This is a genomic window from Microbacterium sp. JB110, assembly GCF_003335195.1.
GTDB lineage: Bacteria > Actinomycetota > Actinomycetes > Actinomycetales > Microbacteriaceae > Microbacterium.
This window is the reverse complement of the sequence record NZ_QPGM01000005.1, coordinates 173,686-191,043: the sequence shown is the minus strand read 5'-3', so window position 1 is coordinate 191,043 and position 17,358 is coordinate 173,686. Positions and strand designations below refer to the sequence as shown.

At 68.4% G+C, this 17,358-nt stretch carries 16 protein-coding genes; 7 read left to right on the top strand and 9 right to left on the bottom strand.

The features are described from left to right. Window positions 1–129: 129 nt before the first annotated feature. The 6 genes from CIK77_RS10750 to CIK77_RS10725 form a co-directional block, all read right to left on the bottom strand. On the bottom strand, window positions 130–1,437 hold the full coding sequence (locus tag CIK77_RS10750) for an ISL3 family transposase (protein ID WP_114347214.1): 1,308 nt from the start codon (window positions 1,435–1,437) through the stop codon (window positions 130–132). A 58-nt stretch (window positions 1,438–1,495) separates the two neighbouring features. Beyond that, window positions 1,496–2,071 (bottom strand): nucleotidyl transferase AbiEii/AbiGii toxin family protein, encoded by a 576-nt coding sequence (locus CIK77_RS10745; RefSeq protein WP_087055927.1) that lies wholly within the window; start codon window positions 2,069–2,071, stop codon window positions 1,496–1,498. Further along, on the bottom strand, window positions 2,068–2,865 hold the full coding sequence (locus tag CIK77_RS10740) for a type IV toxin-antitoxin system AbiEi family antitoxin domain-containing protein (protein WP_249268677.1): 798 nt from the start codon (window positions 2,863–2,865) through the stop codon (window positions 2,068–2,070). The genes CIK77_RS10745 and CIK77_RS10740 overlap by 4 nt, the downstream gene beginning before the upstream one ends. 242 nt (window positions 2,866–3,107) lie before the next feature. Continuing rightward, window positions 3,108–3,587: a hypothetical protein gene (locus CIK77_RS10735; protein WP_087055929.1), complete on the bottom strand. Its 480-nt coding sequence runs from the start codon at window positions 3,585–3,587 to the stop codon at window positions 3,108–3,110. A 339-nt stretch (window positions 3,588–3,926) separates the two neighbouring features. Next, complete coding sequence (locus tag CIK77_RS10730; RefSeq protein WP_087055930.1) at window positions 3,927–4,358, bottom strand: hypothetical protein; 432 nt, start codon at window positions 4,356–4,358, stop codon at window positions 3,927–3,929. A 114-nt stretch (window positions 4,359–4,472) separates the two neighbouring features. Further along, window positions 4,473–5,654, bottom strand: a complete 1,182-nt coding sequence (locus CIK77_RS10725) for a phosphotransferase family protein (RefSeq protein WP_170934209.1) — start codon at window positions 5,652–5,654, stop codon at window positions 4,473–4,475. 112 nt (window positions 5,655–5,766) lie between these two features. Here CIK77_RS10725 and CIK77_RS10720 point away from each other — a divergent pair, with 112 nt between their 5' ends. Together CIK77_RS10720 and CIK77_RS10715 are read left to right on the top strand one after the other, a co-directional pair. After that, complete coding sequence (locus CIK77_RS10720) at window positions 5,767–7,251, top strand: sensor histidine kinase (protein WP_170934210.1); 1,485 nt, start codon at window positions 5,767–5,769, stop codon at window positions 7,249–7,251. Next, window positions 7,236–7,904 (top strand): response regulator transcription factor, encoded by a 669-nt coding sequence (locus tag CIK77_RS10715; RefSeq protein ID WP_087055932.1) that lies wholly within the window; start codon window positions 7,236–7,238, stop codon window positions 7,902–7,904. The genes CIK77_RS10720 and CIK77_RS10715 overlap by 16 nt, the downstream gene beginning before the upstream one ends. 129 nt (window positions 7,905–8,033) lie before the next feature. On the opposite strand, the gene CIK77_RS10710 is transcribed toward CIK77_RS10715, so the two are convergent. The 3 genes from CIK77_RS10710 to CIK77_RS10700 all read right to left on the bottom strand — a co-directional run bounded on the left by CIK77_RS10710 (window position 8,034) and on the right by CIK77_RS10700 (window position 12,784). After that, entirely contained in the window at window positions 8,034–8,222 is a 189-nt protein-coding gene (locus tag CIK77_RS10710; RefSeq protein ID WP_087055933.1) for a hypothetical protein, read from the bottom strand. 63 nt (window positions 8,223–8,285) lie between these two features. Next, window positions 8,286–11,555 (bottom strand): AAA family ATPase, encoded by a 3,270-nt coding sequence (locus CIK77_RS10705; RefSeq protein WP_170934211.1) that lies wholly within the window; start codon window positions 11,553–11,555, stop codon window positions 8,286–8,288. An 8-nt stretch (window positions 11,556–11,563) separates the two neighbouring features. Further along, window positions 11,564–12,784: an exonuclease SbcCD subunit D gene (locus CIK77_RS10700; protein ID WP_332841612.1), complete on the bottom strand. Its 1,221-nt coding sequence runs from the start codon at window positions 12,782–12,784 to the stop codon at window positions 11,564–11,566. Window positions 12,785–12,904: 120 nt separating this feature from the next. On the opposite strand from CIK77_RS10700, the gene CIK77_RS17685 reads away from it, so the two are divergent. From CIK77_RS17685 to CIK77_RS10680, 5 genes are all read left to right on the top strand, one after another. Then, window positions 12,905–13,129 (top strand): helix-turn-helix domain-containing protein, encoded by a 225-nt coding sequence (locus tag CIK77_RS17685; protein ID WP_170934212.1) that lies wholly within the window; start codon window positions 12,905–12,907, stop codon window positions 13,127–13,129. Beyond that, a complete protein-coding gene (locus CIK77_RS10695) occupies window positions 13,126–14,403 on the top strand; it encodes a type II toxin-antitoxin system HipA family toxin (protein ID WP_170934213.1) in 1,278 nt (425 codons plus the stop codon). Before CIK77_RS17685 ends, CIK77_RS10695 begins: the two co-directional genes overlap by 4 nt. Window positions 14,404–14,438: 35 nt before the next feature. After that, window positions 14,439–16,352: a helicase HerA-like domain-containing protein gene (locus CIK77_RS10690; protein WP_087055937.1), complete on the top strand. Its 1,914-nt coding sequence runs from the start codon at window positions 14,439–14,441 to the stop codon at window positions 16,350–16,352. Window positions 16,353–16,405: 53 nt separating this feature from the next. Beyond that, entirely contained in the window at window positions 16,406–16,684 is a 279-nt protein-coding gene (locus CIK77_RS10685) for a hypothetical protein (RefSeq protein ID WP_087055938.1), read from the top strand. 115 nt (window positions 16,685–16,799) lie between these two features. Further along, a complete protein-coding gene (locus CIK77_RS10680; RefSeq protein WP_087055939.1) occupies window positions 16,800–17,195 on the top strand; it encodes a (deoxy)nucleoside triphosphate pyrophosphohydrolase in 396 nt (131 codons plus the stop codon). Window positions 17,196–17,358 lie beyond the last annotated feature (163 nt).

Sequence of the window (17,358 nt, the reverse complement as noted above, 5' to 3'; positions counted from 1 at the left end):
TGTGGCTTTGGAAGCTGTGATTCCCTTCGGCCGATAGGGGCCGAAGGCCTCGAGGATCTCCGACGGATCGAGTTGCAGATGGTCAAGTGCAAGCCAGAGGTCGAAGACGTCGCGCCCTTTTGAGGCTCTTCACGAACGAGGGTGTAGTCGAGGTCTGAAACCGCCGGCTTCGAGCAGACTCCTGTCGATGTAGTGCCTCAGGTTCCGGAACCCAAGCGCGATCCCGCGCAGATGCTCGAGTCGGCCATTGATCGCCTCCGTCGGGCCGTTGCTGGTCCCGGGCCGATCGAAATAGCCGAGGACGTCAGCGGCTCGTTGCTTGAGCGTACGAGCGAGCTTGCGGACCTCGACCAGCTGCACGGGCACCCCCGTGGAGATCCGGTCGATCGTGTGCTGCAGGAAGAACCTCCCCAGCCCGCGGTCCGTCTCCCGATACGCGGTGATCATGTCCTGATACACACCCCAGGTCGCTTCAACCTCGACATGGCGCTGGTCGGCGAACACCTCCTCGAGTCGCGCATGCTGCCTCTCGGTGAGAAGACCCGCTCCTGTCAGCAGAGTCCGGCGGACCCGGTAGAGCGGATCACCAGTCCTACCCCGACGACCGAACACATCGCGCTGAACACGGCGCCGACAGTTCTCCAGCGCGTCCCCGGTAAGCCGGATCACATGGAATGGATCCATGATCGGAGCAGCGTCGGGAAGCTCTTCGGCGGCGGCGGTCTTGAACCCAGTGAATCCGTCCATCGCAACGACCTCGATCCCGTTCTGCCACTGCTGCGGGCGTGCAGCCAGCCACCGCTTGAAGACTGCTTTGGAGCGGCCTTCGACCATGTCCAGCAGCCGGGCAGGTCCGGTCTTCTCACGCACCGGGGTCAGATCGATGATCACGGTCACGTACTTGTCGCCACGCTTCGTGTGGCGCCACACGTGCTCGTCGACACCGATCGTGGTGACACCGTCGAAGCGGTGGGGGTCATCGATCAGTTGTCGTGTGCCTTCAGCGAGGATCGCGTCGTTCGCGGCCGACCATGACACGGCCAGTCCTGCCGCGACGCGGGAGATGGACAGATGGTCCACCACGAGTCCTTCCAGTCCCCATCGCAGACCGCCGCGGGAGATCTTCGCCCGCGGCGGCGCCGCTGCGGTCGTGTCCTGGCGCCACACCCGGCCGCATCCTGAGCACTTGTAACGACGCACGCGGATCAGCAGCGTCGTGGGTCGGTGTCCGAAGGGTTCGTGCGCGAGCCTGCGCACCACCGTGTCCCGTGGCGTCCCCTCACATCCGCAGTGCTGGCACCACTGGTCTGGTTCAACGACTCGGCATTGGAGCATCGCTCGGTCGGGTTCCAGGTGTTGTCCGACGGCTTGGAGACCGAGCTCGTCGAGGCGGCAGAACGTGGTCAGGCAGGGCGCATCAAAAGTAGGGTGGGACATGTCGAGGTCTTCCGGGTGGGCAGTGTAGGAACTTCCATCTTCAGGGAGACCTCGACTCCTACACGGACAGCGACGCGCTCAACGGACTACACCCTCGTTCGAGAAGAGCCCCTTTTGAACGCTGATACAGGGCCCGGATCTTGGTGGCCATCAGCTCAGATGGCTGAAACGTCCGCACGTCAGCTTCGCCTCGCCACCATGCCGAATCCACCCGATGCCGATGAAGCAGCAGCGGTAGTGCTGGCGAGCGCTCATGAGTGTTCACCTCGATCTTGATGCGTAGGCGAACGCCGCTATCGGCAGCGGCCCGCCAATAGATCTTCGGATGCTCGCTGACGCGCGTGCCGACGTGAAATCCCAGGTCGGTGCCGAGGCGCGTGAGTGCTTGCGTCAGCGGGGCGATGCCACCGGCAGACGAACGCACGTAGTCGAGGTCTTCACTGTAGCGATAAGGCCGATCCAAATGCAGCTTGTGCAATGCGGTTCCACCGCGAAACACGAGCTCGTTGCCCAAGTACGGATCCGAAGCGATGGCGATGATGGCACGCGACAACAGCAGATCTTGTTCCACTTGTTCGCGAGAAGACCAGGTGTGATCGACGCTCCACCCGGTAATTGCGTTCGCGGGAATCATGCGTCGGGATCCACGTCGCGGTTCACGTACAGCATCCAGGCTCGGTCGACGCGACCAGCTGGTGACTGAGAGGGGTCGAGCCGGGATGGTCTGAGCGCATCAGCGCCGACCATCGATTGCAACGGGCGCAGGTCGTCACGATCCGTGAATTCGCCGAGCACCCAACCGATTCGGCGCAGCGCTGCGGCGGGGAAGCGCGTCGCCAAAGCGGCCACGTCCTCCGTGCGGAACTCGTCGAGTTCGGCTAGTTCGATGAGCACGGTGGCAGCGTTGTCGATACCGCCCGCCAGGCGGATATCGGTTGCTATGTCGAGCGCCGTCGCCGCGATCGAAGAGACTCTCGCGGTTCCGGATCGAGTGCGGTGCTCGACGACGGGCATCTTCGCCACGTCGCGCTGCGCGAACGTGAATCGCGTGCGGCCGATGGTGCGGTCACGCTGATGCCGAGTTGCGGCGACTTGGAACACTTGCGGAGCGTGGTGCGCCGCTCCATGCAGACTCGCCGCGGTCAGCCACCCCACGTAGTAGCTGGTGCTGAGATGACGCATCATCGCATCGATGAGTTCGATCCCCGGAGGCGCGCCCCACGATCGATACTCGGGCGGGACGGGAACCCAGAGGCCGCGTACGGGCATCACCCACTCTCCGCGGCGCACAGGAGCATGCAGTCGCTGCCGCACCTGCTCTTCTGCGACGCCCATCACGCCCGCAAGTTCAGCGCTTGTCAGCGCAGACAGTCCGCGCGACAACGCCCAGTCAGCCGCTTCCGGCCCGCGCATTGCGCTTCTCTCCATATCGACAATCGTCACAAAAAACGATACGTTTCGCAATATACAGAGAAGACGGAGATCGCACGCCGACCCACCGAACATGCCTGCGACGTCTGAAAGCCGAAGACTCTCAGGTGGACGGTGTGCCCCAGGCTTCGCACGCCGCGCCCCGGCCGATTCCGGCTCCGCCCGCGACAGTCGACGAGGCAGTGCCGCCGGCACGCAGCAGCGCCCCGAGGAGAACTCGGGGCGCTGCTGGTCGGCGGTCAGTCCGACGCGGCGGAATCCACCGAATCCGAGCTGGCCGGCGAGTCGGGGCTGTCCGGGCTGGCGGCGCTCGGCGGCGATGCCGGTGACGGCGGAGTCACCGGCGAGGGCTCCGACTGCGGGCTCGGGGCGGAGGCGGGGCTCGGCGGAGTGGCGGCGCTCGGCGGCGTCTGCGCACTCGGAGCAGACTGCGCACTCGGAGCGGACTGCGGGCTCGGAGCCGACGGCTCGCTCTGCGCACTGGTCGCCGATGCCGCGGTGACCACCGACGCGGACGTACCGTTCTCCGAGACCCGGAGCTCCACGCCGTCGGCGCGGTCGAGCACACCCTTGGCGGTGATCGCATCGCCCACGGGCGCGGCGTCGTTCGTGCCGTCGGTGCGCAGGTCCATGCTCGCGGCGGTCGCTGCTGCCCCGCCCGCGATGATTCCGACGCCGACGAGGCTGGTCACGCCGTAGGCGATCCACTTCTTGTTCATGATGTCTCCTTCTTCTGTGCCGCTGTGCACGGCGATCGATATGAGATTGCGGGGCGAGCGCCGGTGTTCTCCGGCGATGGTTCCACTCTGACGACCGCCGCTAAGGTGCCTCGCAAACTGCGGTGAGTCGCCCCTTATATTCGCGAGCGTGCCCTCGTTCGAATCGTGCGGATGTCGCGGCTCCCCTGCATCGTCCACTCGGCGAACCGGCAGCGGCGCCGTGGCTGCGCCGATCGCGACCCGGATGCGCGGCACGAGACGCCCGATCCGGCTCACGGATGCGCAGGAGCCGCACGAGAAAGGGCCCCGCCGCGGCGAGGCCCTTTTTCGGTTCGCGCGTCAGTCGGAGTCGGCGCTCTGCACGGAGTCGGGTGAATCGGGTGTGGCCGGCGACGCGGGCGAGACCGGTGACGGCGCCGACCCTGCGGGCGGCTGCGTCGTCGTGGTCTGTGTCTGCGTAGCCTCAGGCGAAGACACCGCCGAGACCTGCTCCGCCGGCGTCTTCGTCGAATGTGCGCTCTGCCCGCTCGTCGAGTTCGGCGTCGCCGGTGAGGCCTGTTCGCCGGCCGTCGGAGCGGTCAGAGCGATCGCTCCCGATTCGAGGTCGCCGGCCGGCGCGGTGCCGTCGGCGCCGGTGATCGCCCCGTCGGCGATGACGTCACCGGATGCGGTGCGCAGGTCGAGCGCGTTCGCCGCTGCGACGGCACCGCCGCCCAGCACAGCAACGCCGAGTGCGCCTGTGACGCCGTATGCGATCCATTTCCTGCTCATATGCCCAGTCTGACTCGCGAGCATAAGCCGGAACACCCCGCTGCATGAGAGAGCTCTTATGTTTGCCGCACGGCCGACGCTTCGAACGCCGGATATCCGCTGTTGCCGAGCCCGTCACTCAGGCTGCCGCACCGGCTCACCTGCCGAGACGGCCTCCGCCTGATCGAGAAGTGCGCGAGCACGAGCGGTGTCGCCGGCCGTAGCGGCGGCGAGCGCGTGACCGAGCAGGTGGATGCCGGTCAGGGCGTTCACTCGCTCGCTGCGCCATCTCCGGCTCGCCGCCTCGGCGAGCGCCCACATCCGCCGCGCTCCTCGTTCGCCGACCGTGAGCAGTGCGCTGGCGATCGCATGCGACAGGAACGCCCCCGCGTCCTCCGCCGGATCGCCCTGGCCCGCCGTGTCGACGTCGATGATGCCCGTGATCCGAGCACTGTCCGCCTGAAGGAAGAGCTGCCCGATGTGCAGATCCCCGTGGATCGTGCGCCGCGGCTCCGGCTGTGCGGTCAGCCCGAGCGCGCATGCGGCGCGCACCCTCGCGATCTGTGCGATGCACTGCGGCATCACGTCGTCGGCGCGTTCCGAGTACCACGCGAGACGTTCCGGCACACCCGTGCGTGCCGTCCATCCGGTCTCCGCCGCAGCGAATCGCTCACGCAGCCGTTCCACGTCGTCGAGCAGCGCCCCTGGCTCCCAATCGGCTTGCGGCGCGGGCACGCCGTCCGCCTGCGCGATGACGAGCAGCCCTTCCTTCGACCAGCCCCGTACACGCGGCAGCGGCAGGCCTGCAGCCTCCAGCGCCCGATGCGCCTCGACGATGCGCTCGATGCGGCGTGGGCGGACAACCTTCACCCACGCGGGTCCGTCCGACGTGTCGACGCGCAGCACGGCGCGGCGCCCCGGCCGGTACGCGACGAACTCGGGGGGTCCCCCGGCCTCGACGCCGAGCCTGGCGAGCAGAACGCCGAGCGCTTCGCCGAACGCGGCCGGAACGAGCGCAGGCAGGTGCGGATCCGCCGGGTGCGTCCAGACCCGCGCGACGCCGTCGAGTACGAGCCCCGTCTCGTGGGCGACCGTCGTTGCGGAGGTGTCGACGTACGCGATCGACGTGGCCGGGTGTCCCTCGCTCCTGCCCCGCTCATCCGGGTCTGAGCGCTCGTCATCCGGATGAGTCACCTGGAATCCTGCAACCGTGCCGGACCCGAGCGGCTCCCTGCTGATCAGACGCAGCGCGTCGCGCGGAACGCCGAGAGCCGATGACAGGAGCTCTTCGTCGTCGGGCCGATCGGGTTCTTCCATGCCGTGATTCCACCACGCGGCGATCGCTGCATGCCACTTCCGCGTGGTGAGACTGCTCTTATATTCCCGTCGGCGCACACGGATTCGCGCGCGCCGCGACGATACTGGAACGGTGAGGAGCGCACAGAGACGACGCCTGCGACTGCCGGTCGTGTCGGTGCGCACGCGGCTGATGGCAGTGATCGCCGCCGCGGTCGCCGTCGGGCTCGCCGGCGTGGGCGGCGCGGTGTACGTCGTGGAGCGGCAGCGGATCCTCGCCTCAACCGACGTGCTGCTGCAGAACAACCTGGAAGCGGCACAGGTGCTCGTCGATGCGCACGTGGCGGACGACCCGACAGCCACAGCGAGCGACGCGCTGCGCGTCGTCGTGCAGCGCGTCGGGCCGGACGACAACATGGGTGTGCTCGGCATCGTGAACGGGGAGGGCGTGCTGGTGCCGGGCGTCGAGCTCGACGTGCAGCTCGAGTCGCAGCCGGGCTTCGTCGATCACGTCACCGCCGAGGCGAACGGCTCGGACGCGGTTCTCGGCCGCTACGCCGCCGACGATGTGGTGTGGCAGTACCTGGCGGCGCCCATCCGGCTCAGCGACGATCAGAGCGACGACGTGCTGTTCGTGATGGGCTACGACCTCGAAGCCGAGCTCGCCGAGATCAACGAGCCCGGCAGAGCGTATCTGGCAGCGTCCGCTGTCGCGATCCTGCTGGTGATCGCGGTCGGCGCGCTGGCCGCCGGGCGGCTCCTGCGGCCGCTGCGTCAGATGAGGGAGACGGCCGAGCGCGTCTCGGGTCAGGAGCTCGACGAACGGTTGCCCGTGGAGGGACGCGACGACGTCTCCGAGCTGGCCCGCACGATGAACGACATGCTCGACAGGCTCGACCAGGCGCTCGATTCCCAGCGGCAGCTGCTCAGCGACGTGCGCCACGAGCTGCGCACGCCGATCACGATCGTGCGCGGCCATCTCGAGCTGCTGAACCCCGACGATGCCGCCGAGGTGCGTGAGACGCAGGAGCTGGCCGTCGACGAACTCGACCGGATGAATGCGCTCGTGCAGGACCTGTCTGAGTCGGCTTCGCTGCACGGGCGGGCGGCGATACGTGCCGAGCCGATAGACGTCCGCGAGCTGCTGGTGCAGATCGTGCGCAAGGCCGACGCCCTCGACGGGGCGCAGGTGAGCGCCGGGCCGGGTGTGACCGTGGTGGCGCCTCTCGACGAGTCGCGGATCACCCAGGCGGTGCTGCAGCTCGCGCAGAATGCGGTGACGCACGGCGGCGGGCAGATCGTGATCGGCAGCCGCCTCGCTGGCGACATGCTCGAGGTGTGGGTGCGCGACCACGGCGCAGGAGTGCCGGATGAGGAGAAGGCGCACATCTTCGAGCGGTTCCGCCGCGGCGCGGGTTCCGGCCGCGGCAGCGGGCTCGGGCTGAGCATCGTGCAGATGATCGCCAGGGCGCATGGCGGATCGGCACGCGTCGTCGATCCGCGCACGGGGCCGGGCTCCGTGTTCGTGCTGTCGCTGCCGCTGCAGACCCCGGATGTGCCGACCGCGCCCGTTCCGCCGAATGACGAGGAGAAGGAGGACCCATGGCGTCGATCCTGATCGCCGACGACGAGGCCCGCATCGCTGGGTTCATCGAGAAGGGCCTGCGCGCGGCCGGGTTCGCCACGCGTGTGGCTGGCAACGGCACGGAGGCGCTCGGTTTCGCGCTGACAGGCGAGTTCGATCTGCTCGTGCTGGATGTGAACATGCCGGGGCTCGACGGATTCGAGGTGCTGGAGCAGCTGCGCGGATCGGGCTCGACGATGCCCGTGATCATGCTGACCGCGCGCACCGATCTGAATGACACCGTGGCCGGTCTGGAGGGCGGGGCCGACGACTATCTCGGCAAGCCGTTCCGGTTCGACGAGCTGATGGCGCGCATCCGGTTGCGCATGCGCCAGGCCGACGCCGACCAGGCACCCACGGCGCATGAGCTGCGCCACCGCGATCTGGTGCTCGACGTGCGCACGCGGCGCGCCCGGCTCGACAGCGGAACCGTCGTCGACCTGTCGGCGCGGGAGTTCGCCCTCGCCGAGGAGCTCGTGCGGCACGCGGGCCAGGTGCTCAGCAGGGAGCAGCTGCTCAGCCGCGTGTGGGGGTTCGACTTCGATCCCGGATCGAACGTCGCCGACGTGTACGTGGGGTACCTGCGCCAGAAGCTCGGCGCCGATCGCATCGTCACCGTGCGCGGCGCCGGCTACCGCATGGTGTGACGCGTACCGGCGCGCTACGCCCCGCTGCCGAGATGCGCACTTCTCGTCGAGATGCGCCGGTTCTGACGCGTTCTCGTCGAAGAAGTGCGCATCTCGCGAGCCACCTCACGAGCCGGGTGTCGCTCCGGCTCAGTTCTCGCGGCGTGAGCGGCGCGAGAACAGGGTGCGAAGCACGAAGAAGATGATCACGCCGACGATGAGCACGGCGATGAGCTTGAACGCGAACCACATCACCGACAGCAGTGCGTTGACGACGAACCACGCGATGACGACGGCGATGATCGCGCCGATCACGGTCCAGACGGTGCCCCAGTTCATGCTTTCAGCCTACGGGGTCCGTCTCTGCAACGGCCCTGTGCCGCACGCGCCCGACGACGCACGTCACTCCTGTCGGACCACACTCCATCCCTGCGGGGTCTGCTCGACACGGAGCTGGGCGGGGATCTGCTCCTTCATCTGCTCGACGTGACTGATCAGACCGACCGTGCGGCCGCCCTGACGCAGATCGTCCAGGGTGCGCATCGCGACGTCGAGCGTCTCGCCGTCGAGCGAACCGAAGCCCTCGTCGATGAACAGGGTGTCGAGCCGGATGCCGCCGGCACGGCTCGTGACGACCTCGGCCAGGCCCAGAGCCAGGGCGAGGGAGGCGAGGAACGTCTCGCCTCCCGAGAGCGACTGCGGCGGTCGAGCTCTGCCCGTGTGTGCGTCGAACACTTCGATGCCCAGACCTGCGGCGGCGTTGCGGTACGCCCTGGCGTCCGAGTGGCGCAACGTGTACTGGTTGTTGCTCATCGCAGCCAGCCGCAGGTTCGCGGCCTGCACGATCTCTTCGAGCTCGGCGGCGAGCACGAAGGTCTCGAGGTTCATCCGGCGCTCGTTCGGCGGCCGCCCTGCGACGGTATCGGCGAGGCGGGTGATGACGGCGGCCGTCTCCGCCTTCTCCGCGATCCCCTCGTGCGCCGCGCGGGCGCGCTCGAGTGCGTTCGCCAGTGCGTCGGCGAGCTGCGCGGCGGCGCTGCGAGCATCGAGCGCCCTGGAGAAGGCGTCGCGGGCGGCGGTGAGTGCGCGCTGCGTCTCGTCACGGTCGACCGGCGCCTCGGGGAGCTCGAATGCGGCGAGCTCGGCAAGAGTGCGCTCCGCCGCTGCCCGTTCGGTGTCGGCCTCGCGCACGCGCTTGTCGAGATCAGCCACGACCGCGGCATCGCGCATCGCGTGGCGGGCGGACGCGGTCGTGTCGAACTCCGCGTCGCCCAGCGCCCGATCGAGCGCCTCGCGTGCGACTCGGGCGGTTCCGGATGCACGTGAGGCGTCGCGGACAGCTGCGGCGCACGCGCGGGCGCGGGATGCGAGGCGCTGTGCCGCCCCGATCCGCTCGGCAACCGAGGAGAAGCTCCCTCGGGCGGCCGCGACGGCGCGACTGTCGTCGGTGAGTCGATTCTGCGCGGCGTCGATCTCGCTGGAGAGCGCCGCACGGAGAGCCTTCGACGAGGTGCGCTCGTCCTCCAGGTTCTCCCGTTCGCGCTCCAGCTCCGCGATCTGCCCGTCGAGCGCGTCGCGCTCGCGCTGCGCAGTCTGCGCCTCGTCGCGTCGTTCGCGGGCGGCGAGCAGATCGCCGTTGACCTCGGTCTCGCTGCGGCCCCCGGAGCGCTGCTGCGCGTCGGCGAGCGCGGCACTGGCCCGCTGCCGCTCGTCGATGGCGGTCTCGTGCGCCGCGGAGGCCGCCGAGCGTGCGTCTTCTGACTGTTCGATCTGCTCCGGTGTGACGTGGTCGTCAGCCATCTCGGCCGGGGCCGGATGCTCGGTCGAGCCGCACACCGTGCACGGTTCACCGTCGGTGAGCTGCTGGGCGAGTTCGCTCGAGTAACCGGCGAGCCGACGTCGGTGCAGCTCGTCGAGCGCTTCGCCTGCGGCATCGAGCCGTTGCTTCGCGCCGCGGACCGTCTCGTCCGCTGCGGCGTAGGTCTTTGCCAGCTCGTCAGCCTGGTGCGCCGCGGCGAACTGGATCTCCAGGGCGCTGATGTGTTCGTCGACTGCGGCGGCCTGATCCGCACGCTTGCTCGCGGCGTCTCGGCTCTCCCGAGCCGCCGCGATGTGCTTCGGCAGACTGAGGAGCCGCTTCTCGAGCTCGGCGGTCTGCGCGTCCTGCGCTTTCAGATCCTCTCGACGCGCCTCGATGTCGGCCGCGTCGCGGGCCAGTTCGCTCTCGCGTTCGCGCAATGGATTCCATGCCCCGATGCGGCCGCGCAGCTCGTCGGAGAACGCATCCAGCGCGTCGGGCTCCGCGTCGTCGGCGGGGAGCGCAGGTTCGCCCGCTTCGGCAGTCGCCTCGTCAGCTTCCGCGGACTCGGGCTCGGACTCCGCGGCTGGGTCACCACCCTCGCCTGCTTCCGCCTCGCCGCGGGCGCTCGTCCACTCCGCGCGCGCCGCCTGTGCCGCGTCTGCCGCAGTCTTCTCCTCCGCGTCTGCGTGCGCCACCGCGTCGATTGCGGTGCGCACGCCCTCCGCGCGCCGCGCGCCCACCAGTTCCGCGCGTGCCGCGTCGATGCCGTCACGATCGGCATCGAGCTTCGCCAGGCGCGACCGCGCTCCCTCGCGCTGTTGCTGCCGCTCCGCCGTCACCCTGCGTTCGTCGTCGGCCTGCTCAGCGCGCGTGCTGACCGCACCGGCCCGGTCGACGTGAGCCTGGCACGCCGTGAGGTTCGCCGCCGCCTGTTCTGCTGCGCGCCCGAGCAGGTCGATCCGCCCGCTCCAGTCATCGGGATCGGGCACGCCCTGCTCGTCTGAGGCCGCACCGGCAGCCGCGGCACCGGCAGCCGCATCGCTGTCGCCGCCCGCGTCCCTGTCGGGCGACGGCCCGATGTCTGCAGCAGCGCCCCCGGATTCGTCTGCGCGCGGCTCGCCGTCACCGTCCGCACCGCCGGATTCGTCGCCCCGCGCGACGGCATCATCCACCGCCGCATCGCCGGCGTCCGGCTGCTCCTCCGCCGTGAGCGCGCGCTGCACCTGCTCCGCGACCTGGTCGAGCAGAGCGCGCAGGTCGGCGGTCTGCGCGCCCACTCCCGCCTCAGCTTCGCGGCGGCGTTCGTCGAGCGCCTGCTCGTATTTCTCGAATCGGCGCGTGTCGAACAGCGACCGCAGCAGTGTGCGGCGCTCGTCGTTCTTGGCGAGCAGGAACCGAGCGAACCGCCCCTGCGCAAGCAGGATGACCTGCTGGAACTGGTCGGAGTTCATGCCGACGATCTCGCGGATCTGCTCGGCGACCTGGCGCTCCTTGCTCGCGATGCCGCGCCAGCCGTCGTCCGCATACTCGAACAGGTGCACGCTGGCGCGCTCGGTCGTCGTACCGCCGCCGCGCTTGGCCGGGCGCTCGTACTCGGGGCTGCGCTCGATGCGCCACGCACCATCGCCGACCTCGAACTCGAGCACCACGTGCGACGCCTCCCCGACCTCGGAGTAGTCGCTGCGCAGACGCTTCTCACCGTCGCTGTAGCGCGGCGTCGAACCGTAGAGCGCGAAGCAGATCGCGTCGAGGATGCTCGACTTCCCCGCCCCGGTCCGACCCGAGATCAGGAAGATCCCGTCACCGGCGAAGCGGTCGAGGTCGATCGTCTGCGCGTCGCGGAACGGACCGAAGCCCTCGATCTCGATCATCCGGATTCTCATGCGTTCGCCTCCGCCCGCAGCTGCGAGACGACGTCGGCCACGATGCGTCTCTCGTCGTCGCTCGCCCTCTCACCGCGGCGCACATGATCGAGGAAGTCGTCGACGATCTGCGGATCCGGCGTGCCCCGCCCGACGCGATCGCGGTAGCTGCGCGCGCGGCGCTCGGTCTCGTCGCGCTCCGGCTGGTGCTCGATCGTGGCACAGAACGGGAACCGTTCGCGGAGCCGGCGCATCGGCTCGGTCTGCGGCAGACGGTCGGTGAGCACGGCGCAGACCCAGTCGTCGCGGTGGACCTCGTGCGCAGGGTCGGCGAGCAGGTCGTCGAGCGCGCCGCGCAGAGTGACCAGCCGGCGCGGCACCGGCAGGTCGACCCACTCCGTCGCGGCGATGCCTGCGGCGTCGAGCTCGACCAGCCATGCGCCGCGCGGCTTGTCAGCCTCGCCGAAGCTGTAGTGCAGGGGTGCACCCGAGTACCGGATGCCGTCGGTCAGCGCAGCGCGCCCATGGATGTGGCCGAGAGCGACGTAGTCGGGCCCCGCGAAATCGGTGAGCGGCACCACGTCGAGCGACCCCTGGGTGAGGCTCTGGCGCACCTCGCGCTCAAGCTGCGGCGTCGCTTCGACACCGGCGGCGAAGCAGTGCGCGATCGCGACGGAGCGGCCGCCGCGCTCGTCGCGGTCGGCGTTCACCTGGCGCATCGCGTGGCGCATCACCTGCTCCTGGGTGCGCAGCGTGTCATCGGGCCACAGGTGCCGCACGAGCGCCGGCTCGAGGTACGGGATGCCGTAGAAGTGCACGGGGCCGTGCTCATCGTCGATCGTGACGGGCTCGCCGATCGAGGCCGGATCGGTGATGACGTGCACGCCCGCCTCGCCGAGGAACGGCGCCTGGAACCCCAGCCGCGCAGCGGAATCGTGATTGCCGCTCGTGATGACGACGCGCGCGCCTGCGCTCCGGATGCCCGTGAGCGCGTCGGTCAGCACGCGATAGCAGCCGGCCGCGGGCATCGCCGAGTCGAACACGTCGCCAGCCACGATGACGACGTCGACCTCCAACTCGCGCACTCGCTCGACCATCGCCTCGAGCACCTCACCCAGCGCCTCAAGCGTCTGGCTGCCGTGGAACGAGCGCCCGATGTGCCAGTCGGAGGTGTGAAGGATCCGCATACTCCAACCGTATGCGGGGGTTCCGACATCATCCTTCCTGCCCCGCTTCATCCGGGCACCGTAGCCCTGGAACCGACCACCATGTCGCCGTACGGCGACAAACCCTTGTGTCGCCGTACGGCGACAACGTAGAATGTCGTCGTACGGCGACATGCGACCAGAGGAGCCGCGATGCTCACAGTTCGAGAGGCCGCCGCGGTCGTTCGCGAGATGCGTGAATCTCGCGAATGGACGCAGGCAGACCTGGCGCGTGCCGCACGCGTGTCACGCTCCTTCGTCGCCGACGTCGAGGCAGGAAAATCCACTGTCGAAGCCAGCAAGCTCTTCGATCTGTTCCAAGCAATGGGGCACGAAGTCGCACTGCGCTCGATGACCACGGACGAGGTGCGCTGGTGACAGATCGGGAGCTCTACGCATACCTCGACGGTCAGCTCGCGGGGCGGTTTGTACAGTCCTCCTCCGGAAACATCACCTTCACCTACGATCCTGAGTACCGCGCCGCGGCTGATGCCACTCCTGTCTCGTTGTCGATGCCCGTCGCGACGGCCGTGCACAAAAAGCGCGCAGCGCTGCCTTGGCTTGAGGGGCTCCTTCCCGACAGTGATGAGGCGTTGCGGGCACTCAGCCGGCGATTCCAGACGTCAGCGCGGAATCCGTTCGCTCTGTTGGAACACATCGGCACTGATGCCGCCGGCGCTGTCCAGCTCCTGCCACCTGGGCATTCGCCGTCTGATGCCGGTCTCCGAAAAGCGATTCGGCCGGTGACGGAGCTCGACGTTGCGCGCATGCTCGATCGCGTGGTTCTGGAGTACTCGGAAGGCACCCCGGACTACGGCCCGACAGGGCGATTCAGCCTGGCGGGCGCACAACCGAAGATCGCGCTGCACCGCCTGGCGAGCAACGAGTGGGCCGTCCCCGAGGATGCGACACCGACCACACATATCCTGAAGCCCGTCGTCGGCGCGTTTCGGCGTCTCGATGTCGTCGAGCAGCTCACGCTGCGCGCTGCGGAAAACCTGGGCAACCGCGTCGCGCGGTCAGAGATCATTCGCATCGGGGACTGGGACGTGCTCGCGAGCGAGCGATACGACCGACGCGAAGCGGACGGAACATGGCATCGACTGCATCAGGAAGATCTGTGCCAAGCTCTCAGCGTCTCCCCCGCCCGCAAATACCAGCATCGCGACGGCGGCCCAGGGATCGCGGCCGTCGCGAACCTCGTTCGTTCGCTCCCTCTTGCCGCTGACCGGGAGCGGGTCGGAGTCGATTTCTTTCGCGCTTTCGTCTTCAACGTCGTCGCCGGTTGCACTGACGCGCACGCGAAGAACTATTCGTTGTTGCTCGAGGGGCGCTCCGCGCACCTGGCACCTCTGTACGACCTGCTCACCTATGCCGGCTACTGGGACGGTGCAGCCAGAATCGACTCAGCGATGAGCGTCGACGGCGAGTACGCATTCGGCCGCATCTCTGCCGGCGCGCTGGCAAAGGTCGGCACACGGTTCGGACTGGCGCTGAGTGCCGCCGAAGACATCGTGCAGCGTAATCGTCAGGACATGGTCGAGGCCTTTGAATCTGCGCGAGCTTCTCTGCCTGACCTCGGCGCCGAAGCGAACAGAGTCGCGGACGACGTGCTCGGAGGCGTGCGAAAACTGCCACTCGTCCTACCGTAAAATACTGCGCCCCACCTGCTGGCTATGCTGAGCGGATGGCCACGAACGACGGTGTCGACGCCGAACTCGCCCGGTTGCGCGCGGAGGCCGAGGCGGCGCAGGCGGCGCTCGATCTCGCCGAGAAGAAGGCTGCGCTCGCGGCCGCGGAGGCGCGTGCCGCTCAGACCCGAGCAGACGACAGCGGAGCCGATGATCCGGATGTCCCGGCCGACGCCGCAGACGATGCTCCGGATGCCGCGGCGAGCGCCCCAGACTCCCCCGCCGTCGCCGATTCCTCCGACGCGGACGCCGCGACGACTCCCGCCCCTGCCGTCCCTGCGACGGAGGCGGGCCCACTCGAGGCCGATGCCATCCGGGACATCACAGACGGCTACGCCTTCGACGGCGAGACGCTGGATCTCGGCGCACTGGTGAACAGCGAGACGCTGCCTGACGCGCAGATCCGCATCCCGCTGGCGATGATGAACCGGCACGGGCTGATCGCCGGCGCGACGGGAACGGGGAAGACCCGCACGCTGCAGGGCATCGCCGAGCAGCTCGCGGACAAGGGCGTTCCGGTGTTCGCCGCAGACATGAAGGGCGACCTGTCCGGCGTGGCCGTGCCCGGCGAGACCAGCGAGAAGCTCACCTCCCGCACCGAGGCGATCGGGCAGGACTGGCAGCCGAAGGCGTCAGCCGTCGAGTTCTTCGCACTCGGCGGCGACCGCGAGACGGCTGCCGAGGTCGGCATCCCGATCCGCGCGACGGCGAGCGGCTTCGGGCCGCTGCTGCTGAGCAAGGTTCTCGGGCTGAACGATACACAGGAGTCGAGCCTGCGCCTGGTCTTCCACTATGCCGATGAGAACGGGCTCGCACTGGTCGATCTCGAAGACCTGCGCGCCGTGCTGACCTTCCTCACCAGCGATGATGGGAAGGCCGATCTGAAGGAGATCGGCGGCATATCGAGCGCAACCGTCGGCGTGATCCTGCGCGAACTGGTGGCGTTCGCCGCCGACGGCGCCGACGTCTTCTTCGGCGAGACCGAGTTCGACGTGACCGACCTCATCCGGCATGCGGACGATGGCCGCGGCATCCTGAACCTGCTCGAGTTGCCGAACGTCGCAAGCCGCCCCGCACTGTTCTCGACCTTCCTGATGTATCTGCTGGCCGAACTGTTCGAGGTGCTGCCAGAGGTGGGCGACCAGGACAAGCCGAAGCTGGTGTTCTTCTTCGACGAGGCGCACCTGCTGTTCGCCGACGCGTCGAAGGACTTCCTGGCATCGATCGTGCAGACCGTGCGACTCATCCGCTCGAAGGGGGTCGGGGTGTTCTTCATCACGCAGTCGCCGAAGGATCTCCCCTCCGACGTGCTGGGGCAGCTCGGCTCGCGCGTGCAGCACGCGCTTCGCGCCTTCACACCGGATGACGCCAAGGCGCTCAAGTCGGCCGCCCGCACGTATCCGGCGTCAGGCTACGACCTCGAACGCGTGCTGCAGGAGCTCGGCACCGGCGAGGCGATCGTCACGGTGATGAGCGAGAAGGGCGCCCCGACGCCCGTCGCCTGGACCCGGATGCGCGCCCCGCAGGGCCTGATGACGACGGCACCGGATGGCACGATCGCGGCGTCCGTGACGGCATCGCCGCTGTGGGAGAAGTACGCGGACGCGCTCGACCCCGAGTCGGCGCGCGATATCCTCGCCGCGAAGATGAGCGCCGCAGAAGAGGCGGAGCGGATGGCGGAGGCGGACGCCGCCCGCGCCGAGGAACAGGAGAAGGCACGCAAGGATCGCGAGAAAGCCGACCGCGAGTACGAGAAGGCGCAGCGCGAGGCGGCTCGACTGCGCAGCCGCACCACGTCGCGCCGCCGCTCCTCGGCGCGCTCACCCCTCGAGCAGGTGCTGAGCTCATCACTGACCAAGCGGGTGGTGTCAGGGGTCGTGCGCGGGCTGTTCGGGAACGGGCGTCGGTAACGCCACTCGCGCCGGCTGCGCACTGTGTCGGAGGCACGGGCTACGCTAAGCACATGGCCGCAAACGGCATCGCAATCCGCGCCGCGTTACGCGCGTTGGAAGACGCAGGTGACCCCATTGTCCGCATCCAGGACGGGGAGAAGTGGCGCGATGCCGGCGTCGTGCGTGAAGCGATGAGTCTCATTCTCGACCTCCCCGCCACACGCCTCCGCACCGCCAGCGGCGCGACGCTCCTCGTAACGCCATTCGAGGCTCCCGTGGACCAGATCGTCGACTACTCCGAGTCGCTCGAGGCCCTCCTCGCCCCAGTCCTCGATCGATACGCGGCGTGAAAAGCGGCGTGCACCAGGTGTCTGCAGCCGTCGACCCGCCTGCACGCGATAGCGTTCGAATGTCAGAGATACGCGCGAGACTCGTCGTGCACGGCGAGCAGAGCGGAGCACAAGAGTGAAGAAGCAGATTCGTGTCGTCGGCGCGGTTGTCCTCCGAGATGGGGAGATCCTCTGCGCCCAGCGTGGTTCGGGGCCGCTTGCAGGGATGTGGGAGTTTCCCGGCGGCAAGATCGAAGCCGGCGAAACGCCCCGTGATGCGCTGGAGCGCGAGATCAGGGAAGAGCTAACATGCACCGTCCGTGTCGGTGACGAAGTCACGACAACCGCGCATGAGTACGAGTTCGGCGTCGTTACGCTCACCACGTTCCTATGCGAACTTGTCGAGGGTGAGCCTGAGCTCTCGGAACACAGCGCCGTGCGGTGGCTCTCACCAGATCATCTCAATGATCTGGAATGGGCACCTGCCGACGTGCCTGCGGTGGAACTACTGCAGCAGCGACTTGCCGCATGACCGCGGCTGACTTCACTGGATGGGACACAGAGTTCCAAGTCGACGTCAGCCATGGTTTCCTCCGCGAGTCTCCCACCGCCCCGCGCAGGCACAACCCAAGTGTCATTCTCAACACCCCCGACACGTCGGTGCTTCGTGTGGTACGAGAGGAGCTCGCTAACTG

What these genes read in the sequence shown, in the direction of transcription:
- CIK77_RS10750 (WP_114347214.1), bottom strand. Translation starts at nt 1,437, where the DNA reads ATGTCCCACCCTACTTTTGATGCGCCCTGCCTGACCACGTTCTGCCGC.
- CIK77_RS10745 (WP_087055927.1), bottom strand. Translation starts at nt 2,071, where the DNA reads ATGATTCCCGCGAACGCAATTACCGGGTGGAGCGTCGATCACACCTGG.
- CIK77_RS10740 (WP_249268677.1), bottom strand. Translation starts at nt 2,865, where the DNA reads ATGGAGAGAAGCGCAATGCGCGGGCCGGAAGCGGCTGACTGGGCGTTG.
- CIK77_RS10735 (WP_087055929.1), bottom strand. Translation starts at nt 3,587, where the DNA reads ATGAACAAGAAGTGGATCGCCTACGGCGTGACCAGCCTCGTCGGCGTC.
- CIK77_RS10730 (WP_087055930.1), bottom strand. Translation starts at nt 4,358, where the DNA reads ATGAGCAGGAAATGGATCGCATACGGCGTCACAGGCGCACTCGGCGTT.
- CIK77_RS10725 (WP_170934209.1), bottom strand. Translation starts at nt 5,654, where the DNA reads ATGGAAGAACCCGATCGGCCCGACGACGAAGAGCTCCTGTCATCGGCT.
- CIK77_RS10715 (WP_087055932.1), top strand. Translation starts at nt 7,236, where the DNA reads ATGGCGTCGATCCTGATCGCCGACGACGAGGCCCGCATCGCTGGGTTC.
- CIK77_RS10710 (WP_087055933.1), bottom strand. Translation starts at nt 8,222, where the DNA reads ATGAACTGGGGCACCGTCTGGACCGTGATCGGCGCGATCATCGCCGTC.
- CIK77_RS10705 (WP_170934211.1), bottom strand. Translation starts at nt 11,555, where the DNA reads ATGATCGAGATCGAGGGCTTCGGTCCGTTCCGCGACGCGCAGACGATC.
- CIK77_RS10700 (WP_332841612.1), bottom strand. Translation starts at nt 12,784, where the DNA reads ATGAAGCGGGGCAGGAAGGATGATGTCGGAACCCCCGCATACGGTTGG.
- CIK77_RS17685 (WP_170934212.1), top strand. Translation starts at nt 12,905, where the DNA reads ATGCTCACAGTTCGAGAGGCCGCCGCGGTCGTTCGCGAGATGCGTGAA.
- CIK77_RS10690 (WP_087055937.1), top strand. Translation starts at nt 14,439, where the DNA reads ATGGCCACGAACGACGGTGTCGACGCCGAACTCGCCCGGTTGCGCGCG.
- CIK77_RS10685 (WP_087055938.1), top strand. Translation starts at nt 16,406, where the DNA reads ATGGCCGCAAACGGCATCGCAATCCGCGCCGCGTTACGCGCGTTGGAA.